Here is a 12400-nt window from a genome sequence, read left to right as displayed (position 1 = left end):
TCGCCGATGCCGCGAACGCAGGCAGGCGGCACGCAGCAGTTGGCGAACGCCACGGGCGTGTCGCGATGATCACCCTCGGGCGGCGCGCGGGGTGATCACGGTGGAGAACGAGCAGATAACAGCGCTGCAACAGATCACCGACAGCGCCAGGTCGCACCTACCGCCCCGACCGCCAACCGATAGAGTTGCCCGCGATGAGCCGACCTGTAAGCCCTGCGCTGACCGTGCGGTACGACGGATCCACCCGCTCCTTCTCGGCCGGCAACGACGTCGTCGTCGGACGGGATCTGCGGGCCGACATCCGGATCGCCCACCCCCTGATCTCACGCGCCCACCTGGTGCTCCGATTCGACCAGGGCCGGTGGGTGGCGATCGACAACGGCAGCCTCAACGGCATGTACGTCAACGGCAGGCGGGTACCCGCCGCCGAGATCACCGACGGCACCCAGATCCACGTCGGCAATCCCGACGGCCCGCTGCTGGTCTTCGAGGTGGGCCGCCACCAGGGATCGGCAGGTTCCCCGCCCCCGACGGTCGCCGTCCCGGTCACCGGCAGGCCCAGCGCCACCTGGCCGTCGCAACCCCCGCCGCCGACCGGGCGCCCGCCGGTGCAGCGCCCCTACCCGACCGCCCCCGGCACCCAGCCGCTCGGCGCACCCCGGCCCACCGGCCAGCAGCCCTACCGCACGCCGACTCCGCCACCACCGCCACCACCGCGGCAGCAACAGCCCATCTCGGCGCCGGCGATGGAATCGGTGACCGTGATGGGGCCCGCCGCAGCGCCCCGTTCCGGCGGCGACGGCAACATCGCCACCAGCATGCTGAAGATTCTGCGGCCGGGTAGGCCCGCGGAGGCTCCTGCGGGATCCATCAAGATCGGCCGGGCCAGCGACAACGACATCGTCATCCCCGACGTGCTGGCCTCGCGTCACCACGCCACGCTGATCCCGGGCGCCGCGCCCGGGTGGGACCGCCGAGATCCGCGACAACCGCAGCATCAACGGCACGTTCGTCAACGGCTCGCGGGTCGAGAGCGCCGTGCTCACCGACGGCGACACCGTGACCATCGGCAACGTCGACCTGGTGTTCCGCGACGGCACCCTGGTCCGTCGCACCGAGACCGCCGCGGCGACCGCAACCGGCGGCCTCGAGGTCCACGGCGTCACGTGGACGATCGAGGGCAACAAGACGCTGCTCGACAACATCTCGATGTCGGCGCGCCCGGGCACGCTGACCGCGGTGATCGGTCCGTCCGGCGCCGGTAAGTCGACGTTCGCGCGGCTGGTCGCCGGCTACACGCACCCGACCACGGGCCAGGTGTCGTTCGAGGGGCACGACGTGCACGCCGAGTACGCCTCGCTGCGCTCCCGAATCGGGATGGTGCCGCAGGACGACGTCGTCCACGGCCAGCTGACGGTGCGGCAGGCGCTGATGTACGCCGCCGAGCTGCGGCTGCCGCCGGACACCACCAAGGCCGACCGCGAGCAGGTCGTCAACGAGGTGCTCGAAGAGCTCGAGATGACCAAACACCTCGACACCCGTGTCGACAAGCTCTCCGGCGGGCAGCGCAAACGCGCATCGGTGGCGCTGGAACTGCTGACCGGTCCGTCGCTGCTGATCCTCGACGAGCCGACCTCGGGCCTGGACCCCGCGCTGGACCGCCAGGTCATGACGATGCTGCGCCAACTGGCCGACGCCGGCCGCGTGGTCCTGGTCGTCACCCACTCGCTCACCTACCTCGACGTGTGCGACCAGGTGCTGCTGCTGGCGCCCGGCGGCAAGACCGCGTTCTACGGCCCGCCGAGCCAGATCGGCCCGTCGATGGGCACCACCAACTGGGCCGACATCTTCAGCACCGTCGCCGGCGATCCCGACGCAGCCGCGCAGCGCTACCTGGTCCAGCACGGGCCACCGCCACCGCAGCCCGCCGCACTGACACCGTCGGACCTGGGCAACCCGACCCGCACGAGTCTGCGCAGACAGTTGTCGACGATCGCGCGGCGACAGATCCGGCTGGTGGTCTCCGACCGCGGTTACTTCGCGTTCCTGATGATGTTGCCGTTCATCATGGGCGTGCTGTCTCTGTCCGTACCGGGAGACGTCGGGTTCGGCATGCCGAAAACCGCACTCGAGGGCGGTGAGGCCCCCAACGAACCCGGCCAGATCCTGGTCATGCTGAACGTCGGCGCGATCTTCATGGGCACCGCGCTGACCATCCGCGCGCTGATCAGCGAGCGCGCGATCTTCCGGCGCGAACAAGCCGTCGGCCTGTCGACGACGGCCTACCTGCTCGCCAAGGTGGTGGTGTTCACCGCGTTCGCGATCGTGCAGGCCGCGATCGTCACGTCGATCGCGATTGCCGGCAAGGGCTGGGGCCCCGGCGCGGTGGAGAGCGGCTCGGTGCTCGGCAACCCGAGCCTGGAGCTGTTCACCGACATCGCGGTCACCTGTGTGGCCGCTGCGATGGTCGGGCTGGCCCTGTCGGCGCTGGCCAAGTCCGCCGAACAGATCATGCCGCTGCTGGTGGTCGCGATCATGTCGCAGCTGGTGTTCTCCGGCGGGATGATCCCGGTGACCGACCGGCTCGTGCTCGACCAGATGTCGTGGTTCACCCCGGCCCGGTGGGGTTTCGCCGCGTCGGCGTCGACCGTCGACCTGATACGCCTGGTTCCCGGACCGCTGACCCCGCAGGACCGGCACTGGGAGCACACCTCGGGAGCGTGGCTGTTCGACATGGGCATGCTCGTGGTGATCAGCGTGGCCTACCTGGGCTTCGTCCGCTGGCGGATCCGATTGAAGTCCGCATAAAAGTGGCATAGACCCGCACATGTTTCCCACAGGGCGCGCCCATGCGTTCCTGCGCAATAATATTTACGGAAACACCCGTAATTCCCCACAGTTTTCGTAACCTGGACAAGCAGGTCAAACAGGGGGAACCAGGTGTCTGACGCCGACGCGTCGCAGCGGGCCGCGGCTATTCGCGCTGCGTTAGCTGAACTCCAGCAATGGGGAGTAGATCGCTTCAGCATGGAGGGCGTGGCCGACCGGTCCCGCCTGAGCACCGACTACCTGCACACCCTCTGGCACAACGAGCAGCAGCTGGTGCTCGACGCGCTTCTCGACTACAGCCAGACGATCATCACCGTCCCCGACACGGGCTCCCTACACGGTGACCTGACCGAGTTGGCGCTGTCCATCGCCGCGTACGTCAACGAGCCGGTCGGCCGGCGTATCGCGCGCATGATGGTCGTAGACACCAAGAGCCAGGCCGCCGACTATGGCACCAGGGCACGGTTCTGGACCATGCGCACCTCGACGATCGAAGTCATCTTCCGTCGTGCCGCCGAGCGCGGCGAACTGCGAGACGACATCAGGCCGATGATCGTCCTCCAATTGCTGACGTCGCCGCTGCACACGTTCGCGCTCTACAGCGACCGGCCGGTCAATTCCCGGTACTGCCGCGAGATCGCCGACCTGGTCACCCGCGCCATCCAGCGTTGATCCCCTGCGGCCGCCGAGATTGCATTCCGGTCGGGAAACTGCGAGAACCCGCCTGCGCGAGTGCAATGTCGGTGCCCGGCATGCGACAGGGCCACCTCCTGTCGGAGGTGGCCCTGTCACCCGGGAAGCTCTGACGGGTTACTTGACGTCGAGGTAGTAGACGCTGCCGGTGGTGGTGTTCTGGTAGGTGCGGTTGTTGAAGTCGTCGCGCACGGTGGAGCGGATGTCACCGCCCTTGTTGATGCCGACGATGCTGGACTGGCTCAGCGGGGTGTCCGAGAGCCGGTTGACCACCACGCGGTGCCCCTGGGCTTCGAGCTGGCTGATGGTGGCATCGACATTCGAGCCGTTCGGTGCGGCAGCAGCCGGTGCAGCTAGTCCGAGGACCGCCGCGCCCAAGCCGGCGGCGAAAGCGGTGGCGATGGTGAGGTTCTTCATTGGTCTCAACTTCTTCCCTGGCGGTGATGATTTCGTGCTGCTCTGCTGCGTTCAACCCGTCCGGTCAGGGCAATGATCTCAACTGGCAGGAATTGAATGGTCGGCTGGCAGAAACCCACCACCGCAGACCGCACCCGGGCCGCGATAGTGCGTGAAATCACCTACGGCAACGGGATTTCGGCGCTCGGTATGTGACAGGGCCACCCCCTTCTAAGGAGGTGGCCCTGTCACCCGGGAAGCTCTGTCGGGTTACTTGACGTCGACGTAGTAGATGCTGTTGCCGGTCTTGGTGTTCTGGTAGGTGCGGTCGTTGAAATAGTCGCGGGTGGTGGAGCGGATATCGCCGCCCTTGTTGATCCCGACGACACTGGCTTCGCTCAGCGGGGCGTCCGAGAGCCGGTTGACGACCACGCGGTGGCCCTGGGCTTCGAGCTGGCTGATGGTGGCATCGGCGTTGGAGCCCGACGGTGCGGCAGCAGCCGGGGCGGCCAGTCCGAGGACTGCCGCACCCAGGCCGGCGGCGAACGCGGTGGCGATGGTGAGGTTCTTCATTGATCTCAACTTCTTCCCTGGCGGTGTATTGCTCTGTGCTTCTGATGGCTAGAACCGGCAGGTCAGCGCAATAATTTCAGCTGGCAGAAATTAGCCGCACCGGTGGCAGAAACCCGCCGCCGAGACTGCGACCACGGCGCGAACACCGCGGAAAAGCCCTCACGGAATGCGATTTCGGCAGGGAGACGGCGACGCGGTGTCAGCCCGAGATGTCGAGCCCGTGCGCCGCCGCGAACGCGATCGCCTGCTCGATGTCGACCTTGGCGCCGCGCAACTTGGCGGTGGTCCAGAACGTGGGGTCGACCCGGGCGCCCCGCAGGTCCGCGTCGTCAAAGCGCGCATTCTGCACCCGCGCCCCGCTCAGATCCGCTCCCGCCAGCACCGCCTCGCGCAGATCAGTGCCCACCAGGCTGGTCTCCCGGAGTCGGCAACCCGACAGGTCGGTCTTGCGGAGATCGACCCCGGCCAGCACCGCGAGCGTGAAGTCCACCTCGACGAGCGTCAGCGGCCGCAGCCGGCATTCGGTGAACGTCGATCCGAGGAAGCTGCAGTTTCGGAAAGTGCTGTGCCACAGCGATGTCCGGCGAAATGTGCAGTTACGGAAAGCTGACCCGACGTGCTCGGAGTCGGACAGGTCCGCACCGGTGAAGTCGCATTCGGTGAACACCACCCGCTCGGTGCGCAGTCGGCTGAGATCCTCGTCGCGGAAGCCCTGCTGCTCGAACTCCCGGTCGCACTCTCGGGCGTCCATTCAGTCGGCCGCCGCCAGTCGCGCCCGCTCAGGGATGGGGTTCAAGCGGTCAGGGAAGAGCGTTCCCAACTCAGGCAAAGGCATCAGCGGCTCTCTCGGCTAGATCACGGTGTCGATGTCTGGTGGCCAGCACCAGGTCACTTCGCCGTCGTCGGTGAGATCGGTGTATTCGTTCACTCGGATCAGGAGGTCTTCGTCCGAATGCTTGCGGGGGACGTACCTGAAGCCGCCACCATACATCTCTGCGATTTGACTCTGGTTCGGGCTGGCCACGCAGTTGTTCACTGAGCGGGGTTCCCGCTGGCGGCAATTGACAGGTTATGACACCGACTTCCGGCCGTTTCCACCGTTGGCACTGGATACGCGCTCTCGCAAACTCCAAGAGGGTTAGCCAAACGTCATGTCAGCAAACTAGTTTCCGCGGCCTCAGACGCCCGTGCGCCGAAACGGTAGGCGATCGTTACGCATTCGATGCCGCCGTCCAGTGGCGACACGAGGACAATTGACGCGTCAAGTCAAGTGAGAATCGCGTCACATTAGGTAACCTGGCACTTGTACCCGGAGGTGCGAAATGGTCCGCAACGGCGTGGAGGTGGCCACTCTGGCCGATGCCTCCGAAATCGGTGACTCTCCCCTGATGCGAGCGATGTGCAGCGAGGTGGTCGACGTCGACACACTCGCCGGCCTGATCTCCATCGCCAGCTACGAAACCTGCTTGGACTGAAGAGCCGCCTGGGCGAAGGACTACCCGGGCCGCAGAACGGCGACGAGGAAGTCGGATGCGTCGTCGAACGGGCGCAGGTCCCAGCTCGACAGCAGAAGGTCCGGCGCGAAGCCGGCGCCGGTCGCGTCGGCGAGGAACTCTGAGTACGCATAGTCACGCCCTGCGCCGAACCCGATGACCGCGCGCCCGTCGTCGGCCAGGTGGGCCCGGAGCCGCTGCAGCACCTGCCCTCGGGTGCTAGGTGCGAGAAACGTCATCACATTGCCGGCCGACACGATCAGGTCGAACGGTTCGGTGATGCCCCGCGCGGGCAGGTCGAGCTCGGCGAGGTCCCCGACGAGCCACCGCGGTCCGGGATGGTCCTGCTCGGCGGCCTCGATGAGCGCCGGGTCGACGTCGACGCCGACCACCTGGTGACCGGCCGCGGCGAGATACCCGCCCACCCGGCCCGGGCCGCACCCGGCGTCGAGGATCCGGGCACCGCGCGGCACCATCGCGTCCACCATCCGGGCCTCGCCGTCCAGATCATCGCCGGCGCGCGCCATCGCACGGAAACGCTCGATGTACCAACGCGAATGCCCGGGATCGTCGGCAACCTTGCGCATCCACAGACTCGTTTCGACCATGCTGGCATTATCCCGGTGTGTTCAAGGTGATGTTCTACTCGCCACGGATCGCACCCAATACGGGCAACGCGATCCGGATGGTGGCAGGGACCGGGTGCGAACTGCACCTGGTCGAGCCACTCGGTTTCGACCTGTCCGAACCCAAGCTGCGCCGGGCCGGGCTGGACTACCACGATCTCGCGTCGGTGTTCGTGCACGCCGACCTCGACGCCGCGTGGGCCGCGGTGGCGCCGGCGCGGGTGTTCGCGTTCACCGCCCACGCCACCACGTCGTTCGCCGACATCGCCTACCTGCCCGGCGATGTGCTGATGTTCGGCCCGGAACCGACCGGACTGAACGAGGCGACGCTGGGCGACCCGCACATCACGTCTCAGGTGCGCATTCCGATGCTGGCCGGGCGGCGCTCGCTGAACCTGTCCAACGCCGCCGCCGTCGCCGTCTACGAGGCGTGGCGCCAGCAGGGGTTCAGCGGCGCGATCTGATCGGGGTCTACCAGGTGTCCCAGTGGGTCAGCTGCTCGGCGGGCAGCCGCTTGGCGCGCCGGAAGTCGGTGCCCTTGGTGTACGCGATCGGGAACAGGCCGGCCTGGCTGTAGTCCTCGAACGGGATGCCGAGGATTTCGGCGGCCTGCCGCTCGCCGTCGCCGAGCAGATGCAGCGTGGTCCACGCCGACCCCAGCCCCCGCGAACGCAGCGCCAGCATGAAGCTCCACACGGCGGGAAGCAGTGAGCCCCAGTAGCCGGCGCTGGCCCCCGAGACCGCCTCCTGCGGCTTGCCCTCCAGACACGGGATCAACATCACCGGCACCTCGTCGAGGTGGTCGTTGAGGTACCTCGCGGAGTCCTCGACCCGGGGCCGCTGCTCGTCCCGCATGTCGCCCGTCGTCGGCTTCGGCGCGTTCAGGTAGGGCGTCGCGTTGGCCCGGTAGATGTCGGCGATCGCCTTCTTCTTGGCCGGATCCTCGACGAACACCCATTGCCAGCCCTGGTTGTTCGACCCAGTCGGGGCCTGCAGCGCGATGTCCAGACATTCCATCAGCACCTCGCGGGGCACCGGCTTGTCGAAATCCAGCCGCTTGCGCACCGAACGGGTGGTCGTCAGAACTTCGTCCGCGGAGAGATTGAGTGTCATTGCTCCGAGCCTACATTTCCGTTTCCGCCGAAATTGCATTCCATGCGGCCGTGAGGCGAAATTTCGCGCGTGGAATGCAATTTCGGCGAGGGTCAGCGGAAGTCGCGGGACTTCGAGGCCACCCTCATGTTGATCGGACCCATCCGGTCGGCCACCACGGTGACCGCTCCGGTGGCGTTCTGCACGATGCCGCGCACCACCAGTGCCGACGCGGTCAGGGCCAGTTTGCGGTGCCGGGCCCAGACCCCTTGGGAGCACATCACATTGACCATCCCCGACTCGTCTTCGAGGTTCATGAACGTGACCCCCTGCGCGGTGGCCGGCCGCTGCCGGTGGGTCACCGCCCCGGCCACCAGCACCCGGGTGCCGTCCGGCACCGACAGCAGCTGATCGGCCGGCACCACCCCCATCGCCGCCAGGTCCGCGCGGAGGAACTTCGTGGGGTACCGGTCCGGCGACACCCCGGTGGCCCACACGTCCGCGACGGTCAACTCCAGTTCGGACATGCCTGGCAGCGACGGCACGTGCGAGGCCGACCCGATCCCGGGCAAGCGGTCGGGCCGTTCGGTGGCCGCCGCACCCGCGGCCCACAGGCCCTCGCGCCGGGTGATCCCGAAACAACCCAGTGCACCCGCGGTGGCCAGCGCCTCGGTCTGCGGCACCGAAAGCTGCACCCGCCTGGTCAGATCGTTCAGAGAAGCGAAGGCGCCGTGCGCTTTCCGTTCCGCGACGAGCTGCTCGGCCAACTCTGTCCCGATGTGACGGACGCTGCCCAGGCCCAGCCGCACGTCCAGCCCGTGGTTCTCCAGCGTGGCGTGCGCCAGGCTGGCGTTGACGTCCGGGCCGTGCACGGCGACGCCGTGCCTGCGCGCGTCGGCGACCAGCGTCTGCGGCGAGTAGAAGCCCATCGGCTGGGCCCGCAGCAGCGCTGCGCAGAACGCCGCGGGATGATGCAGCTTGAACCACGACGAGTAGAACACCAGCGACGCGAAGCTCAGCGAATGGCTTTCCGGGAAGCCGAAGTTGGCGAACGCCTCCAGCTTCTCGTAGATCCGCTGGGCCACCTCGCCGGTGATGCCGTGCTTGTCGGCCATGCCGGCGAAGAAGCGGCTACGCAGCCGGCGCATCTTCTCCGTCGAACGTTTCGAACCCATCGCGCGCCGCAACTGGTCGGCCTCGGCCGGCGAGAACCCGGCGCAGTCGACGGCCAGCTGCATCAACTGCTCCTGGAACAGCGGCACACCCAACGTCTTTCGCAGCGCGGGGGCCATCGACGGGTGATCATAGGTGACCGCCTCCTGCCCGTTGCGCCGCTTGATGTACGGGTGCACCGATCCGCCCTGGATCGGCCCCGGCCGGATCAGCGCCACCTCGACGACCAGGTCGTAGAACATCCGCGGCTTGAGCCTGGGCAGTGTGGCCATCTGGGCACGCGACTCCACCTGGAACACCCCGACCGAGTCGGCACGCTGCAACATCTCGTAGACCGCCGGTTCGGACAGGTCCAGTTTGGCCAGATCGACCTCGATGCCCTTGTGCTCGGCGACCAGGTCGATGGCGTAATGCAGCGCCGACAGCATACCGAGACCCAGCAGGTCGAACTTCACCAGACCGATTGCCGCGCAGTCATCTTTGTCCCACTGCAGCACACTGCGATCGGCCATCCGCGCCCATTCGACCGGGCACACGTCGGCGATCGGGCGGTCGCAGATCACCATGCCGCCGGAGTGGATGCCCATGTGGCGGGGCAGGTTGGAGATCTGCTTGGCCAGGTCGATCACCGGCTCGGGGATGTCCTCGATGTGCGTGGCGTCGGACAGGTTGCCCCACTGGCTGAACTGCTTGCTCCAGGCATCCTGCTGGCCTTGCGAGAACCCCAGCGCCCGGGCCATGTCACGGACCGCACTGCGCCCCCGGTAGGTGATCACGTTGGCGACCTGGGCGGCATACTCGCGCCCGTAGCGGCGGTAGACGTACTGGATCGCCTCCTCGCGCAGGTCGGATTCGATGTCGATGTCGATGTCGGGCGGCCCATCGCGGGCCGGCGACAGGAACCGTTCGAACAGCAGACCGTTGGCGACCGGATCGACGTTGGTGACCTTGAGCGCGTAGCAGACCGCGGAGTTGGCCGCCGATCCCCTGCCCTGGCACAGGATGTTGTTCTCCCGGCAGAACCGGGTGATGTCGTGCACCACCAGGAAGTAGCCGGGAAAGTTCAGCTGTTCGATGACCGCCAGCTCGCGTTCGATCTGGGCGTACGCGCGGGCCGCCCGCTCCGGAGGGCCGTAACGCTCACGCGCGCCCTGCATCACCAGGTGCCGCAGCCAGCTGTGCTCGGTGTGCCCGTCGGGCACGTCGAACGGCGGCAGCTGCGGAGCGATCAGCGCCAGCCCGAACGCGCACTGTTCGCCGAGCTCGGCGGCGGCCGTCACCGCCTCGGGAAAGCGGGCGAACAACCGCGCCATCTCCAGCCCGGAGCGCAGATGCGAACCGCCCAGGGGCGCCAGGTGACCCGCGGCGTCGTCGACGGAGTTGCGGGCCCGGATCGCGGCCATCGCCATCGCGAGCCTGCCCCGCGACGGTTCGGCGAAGTGTGCGGCGGTGGTGGCGACGACGCCGACGCCGAACCGGGGCGCCAGCGCGGCCAGCGCGGCGTTGCGTTCGTCGTCGAGCGGATGGCCGTGGTGGGTGAGTTCCACGGTGACCCGGTCGGGGCCAAACCGGTCCACCAGATCGGCCAGGGCCGCCTCGGCCGCATCCGGCCCCCCGGTGGAAAGCGCCTGCCGGACATGTCCTTTACGGCAGCCGGTGAGAATCTGCCAGTGCCCGCCCGCGGCCTCGGTCAGCGCGTCGAAGTCGTAGCGCAGCACCCCTTTCTCCCCGCCGGCCAGATGCGCCGCGGCCAGCTGCCGCGACAGCCGCCGATATCCCTCCGGCCCGCGGGCCAGCACCAGTAGGTGCGGTCCGGGCGGGTCGGGGACATCGGTGCGGGAACCCCCGCCCAGGGACAGCTCGGCGCCGAACACTGTGGCCATGTCGAGCTCTCTGGCCGCCTCAGCGAACCGCACCACCCCGTAGAGCCCGTCGTGGTCGGTCAGCGCGATGGCACGCAGATCGAGCCGGGCCGCCTCCTCCACGAGTTCCTCCGGCGTGCTGGCGCCATCGAGGAAGCTGTAGGCCGAGTGGGTGTGCAGTTCGGCATAGGGCACCGAGGCCCCCGGCCGGGACAGGTCGGGCGCCTCGTACCGGCCCCGCTTGCGCGACCAGGCCGGGCTGTCGCCGCCGTCGCCGACCTGCTGGTCGTGGGGGTACCGCCCGCTTGCGGGGGACGGCCAGCCGGCCCGGCGCGGCTTGCCGTCCAGCACGCGCTGCATCTCGCCCCAACTCGGCGGCCCGGTGTGCCAACCCACCCAGCCAGTGTATCGAACAGGCGTTCGACCGTCAGGCGCTCATCCCGTTGCCGTCCTCGTCGCCGCCTTCGAGGTTGGGGCGCAGGACGTAGCGGACCTGGTTGCCCCCGGCCATCCGGGCCTGCTCGATCGCCTGGGTGGCGATCCCGATCAGCTTGTCGAGGACTTCTTCGGGCGGTTCGGCGGCCAGCGGCGGCAGCGGTGTGCAGACCACGCCGATGCTGGCCGTGAGCCGCTGCGGGGTCGCTGCGATCGCCCCGCGGATCCGTTCCACCAGAGGCGACGCGTCGGCGGTGGTGAAGGTGTCGGCGATCAGGAAGTCGTCGTCAGAGACGTGGGCGACGATCGCGTTGTGCCGCACCGTCTCGCGCAGCGCCTGCCCGACGGTCACCCGCGCCCGGTTTCCACCACCCGAGCCCGTCAGTCCGAGCAGCAGCGAGAAGCTGTCGATGTTCACCGCGACCACGACCAGGTACTTGTCGTCGCTGCGGCTGCGCGAGGCCAGCAGGGTCGCGACGGAGTTGTAGAACGCGTCCCGGTGCAGCAGACCGGTCAGCTGCTCGATGTCACCGTGGTGGGCGTCGGGCTGCAGCAGCTTGATCACCGCGCGGCAGGAGAACGCGACGAAGATGTTGAGCAGCACCACCACCACCAGCGAGCAGATGGCGACCGTCAGGTCGACCGAGGCCTGCCGTACGAACAGCACCGCCAGCACCGCCGCACCGATCGTCCACGGCAACACCAGCAGCCGGGCGGCGTGGAAGCACACCACGAACACGGTGAGCACCACATAGGTGGCGGTGCCCAGGAACCCGATCAGCGGACTGGGCGCGATCAGCGCGGCCGTGCCGGTGGCGATCGAGCCCAGCGCCACGCACATCAGCGACTGCGCCCTGGTGGGCCACCGGTCGCGCAGCCACAGCACGGCCATCGCCAGCGCACCGACCGCGATGGTGATGGCGATGATCCGCAGCTGCAGACCCTGGGACCCCGGCCTGCCGAGGGTCAGGCTGACCGGCAGTAGGCCCAACGCCACGATGCACAGCGCCACCAGCCGGCAGGACGCGGCCTGCAGCCCGCGCGCAGCGAGGATCGCAGTAAACCAGTAGTACTGATCGGAGCGCCACCGCCCAGCGCCGATCTTGGACGCGGATGAATTCCGCAAACCACCAAACATCCGCTCACCCCCGTCGCAAGCGTCCCCGTGCCAGATCAATAGCCCCTCCCCTGCGCGAAGGCTACCAGCCCAGCAAAGTATTTCCCAGCG

The 12400-nt window shown here is 68.1% G+C and carries 11 protein-coding genes and 1 pseudogene; 4 read left to right on the top strand and 8 right to left on the bottom strand.

Features of this window, described 5'->3' with window-relative positions; all coding sequences use genetic code 11:
* Positions 1-194 precede the first annotated feature (194 nt).
* A pseudogene (locus C6A87_RS06355) lies at positions 195-2808 on the top strand (FHA domain-containing protein).
* A gap of 219 nt (positions 2809-3027) precedes the next feature.
* A complete protein-coding gene (locus C6A87_RS06350) occupies positions 3028-3501 on the top strand; it encodes a TetR-like C-terminal domain-containing protein (protein WP_311116480.1) in 474 nt (157 codons plus the stop codon).
* 138 nt (positions 3502-3639) lie between these two features.
* On the opposite strand, the gene C6A87_RS06345 is transcribed toward C6A87_RS06350, so the two are convergent.
* From C6A87_RS06345 to C6A87_RS06330, 4 genes are all read right to left on the bottom strand, one after another.
* Complete coding sequence (locus C6A87_RS06345; RefSeq protein WP_311116479.1) at positions 3640-3939, bottom strand: hypothetical protein; 300 nt, start codon at positions 3937-3939, stop codon at positions 3640-3642.
* 249 nt (positions 3940-4188) lie between these two features.
* A complete protein-coding gene (locus tag C6A87_RS06340; protein ID WP_311116448.1) occupies positions 4189-4491 on the bottom strand; it encodes a hypothetical protein in 303 nt (100 codons plus the stop codon).
* 199 nt (positions 4492-4690) lie between these two features.
* Positions 4691-5242, bottom strand: a complete 552-nt coding sequence (locus C6A87_RS06335; RefSeq protein ID WP_311116478.1) for a pentapeptide repeat-containing protein — start codon at positions 5240-5242, stop codon at positions 4691-4693.
* Between the two features lie 99 nt (positions 5243-5341).
* On the bottom strand, positions 5342-5515 hold the full coding sequence (locus tag C6A87_RS06330; RefSeq protein WP_311116477.1) for a hypothetical protein: 174 nt from the start codon (positions 5513-5515) through the stop codon (positions 5342-5344).
* A 298-nt stretch (positions 5516-5813) separates the two neighbouring features.
* Here C6A87_RS06330 and C6A87_RS06325 point away from each other — a divergent pair, with 298 nt between their 5' ends.
* Positions 5814-5966 carry a hypothetical protein gene (locus tag C6A87_RS06325; protein ID WP_003929286.1) on the top strand — a complete coding sequence of 51 codons (153 nt, stop codon included), beginning with the start codon at positions 5814-5816 and terminating at the stop codon, positions 5964-5966.
* 20 nt (positions 5967-5986) lie between these two features.
* Here C6A87_RS06325 and C6A87_RS06320 read toward each other — a convergent pair whose 3' ends face one another.
* Positions 5987-6592, bottom strand: a complete 606-nt coding sequence (locus tag C6A87_RS06320; RefSeq protein WP_311116476.1) for a class I SAM-dependent methyltransferase — start codon at positions 6590-6592, stop codon at positions 5987-5989.
* A 29-nt stretch (positions 6593-6621) separates the two neighbouring features.
* Between C6A87_RS06320 and C6A87_RS06315 the strand changes: the two genes are divergently transcribed.
* Positions 6622-7074 (top strand): tRNA (cytidine(34)-2'-O)-methyltransferase, encoded by a 453-nt coding sequence (locus tag C6A87_RS06315; RefSeq protein WP_396837073.1) that lies wholly within the window; start codon positions 6622-6624, stop codon positions 7072-7074.
* Between the two features lie 7 nt (positions 7075-7081).
* Here C6A87_RS06315 and C6A87_RS06310 read toward each other — a convergent pair whose 3' ends face one another.
* From C6A87_RS06310 to C6A87_RS06300, 3 genes are all read right to left on the bottom strand, one after another.
* Positions 7082-7723 carry a nitroreductase family protein gene (locus tag C6A87_RS06310; RefSeq protein ID WP_311116474.1) on the bottom strand — a complete coding sequence of 214 codons (642 nt, stop codon included), beginning with the start codon at positions 7721-7723 and terminating at the stop codon, positions 7082-7084.
* Positions 7724-7815: 92 nt separating this feature from the next.
* Positions 7816-11133 (bottom strand): error-prone DNA polymerase, encoded by a 3318-nt coding sequence (locus tag C6A87_RS06305; RefSeq protein ID WP_311116473.1) that lies wholly within the window; start codon positions 11131-11133, stop codon positions 7816-7818.
* A gap of 31 nt (positions 11134-11164) precedes the next feature.
* Positions 11165-12298, bottom strand: a complete 1134-nt coding sequence (locus C6A87_RS06300) for a diguanylate cyclase domain-containing protein (RefSeq protein WP_311116472.1) — start codon at positions 12296-12298, stop codon at positions 11165-11167.
* Positions 12299-12400 lie beyond the last annotated feature (102 nt).

The sequence above is a fragment of the Mycobacterium sp. ITM-2016-00317 genome, from assembly GCF_002968295.1.
Classification (GTDB): Bacteria; Actinomycetota; Actinomycetes; order Mycobacteriales; family Mycobacteriaceae; genus Mycobacterium.
This window is presented reverse-complemented; position numbering and strand designations above follow the sequence as displayed.

Bases quoted from the DNA above. Each gene is read 5' to 3' on its own strand.
- C6A87_RS06350 (WP_311116480.1), top strand. From the start codon at position 3,028: ATGGAGGGCGTGGCCGACCGGTCCCGCCTGAGCACCGACTACCTGCAC.
- C6A87_RS06345 (WP_311116479.1), bottom strand. From the start codon at position 3,939: ATGAAGAACCTCACCATCGCCACCGCTTTCGCCGCCGGCTTGGGCGCG.
- C6A87_RS06340 (WP_311116448.1), bottom strand. From the start codon at position 4,491: ATGAAGAACCTCACCATCGCCACCGCGTTCGCCGCCGGCCTGGGTGCG.
- C6A87_RS06335 (WP_311116478.1), bottom strand. From the start codon at position 5,242: ATGGACGCCCGAGAGTGCGACCGGGAGTTCGAGCAGCAGGGCTTCCGC.
- C6A87_RS06325 (WP_003929286.1), top strand. From the start codon at position 5,814: ATGGTCCGCAACGGCGTGGAGGTGGCCACTCTGGCCGATGCCTCCGAA.
- C6A87_RS06320 (WP_311116476.1), bottom strand. From the start codon at position 6,592: ATGGTCGAAACGAGTCTGTGGATGCGCAAGGTTGCCGACGATCCCGGG.
- C6A87_RS06315 (WP_396837073.1), top strand. From the start codon at position 6,622: ATGTTCTACTCGCCACGGATCGCACCCAATACGGGCAACGCGATCCGG.
- C6A87_RS06310 (WP_311116474.1), bottom strand. From the start codon at position 7,723: ATGACACTCAATCTCTCCGCGGACGAAGTTCTGACGACCACCCGTTCG.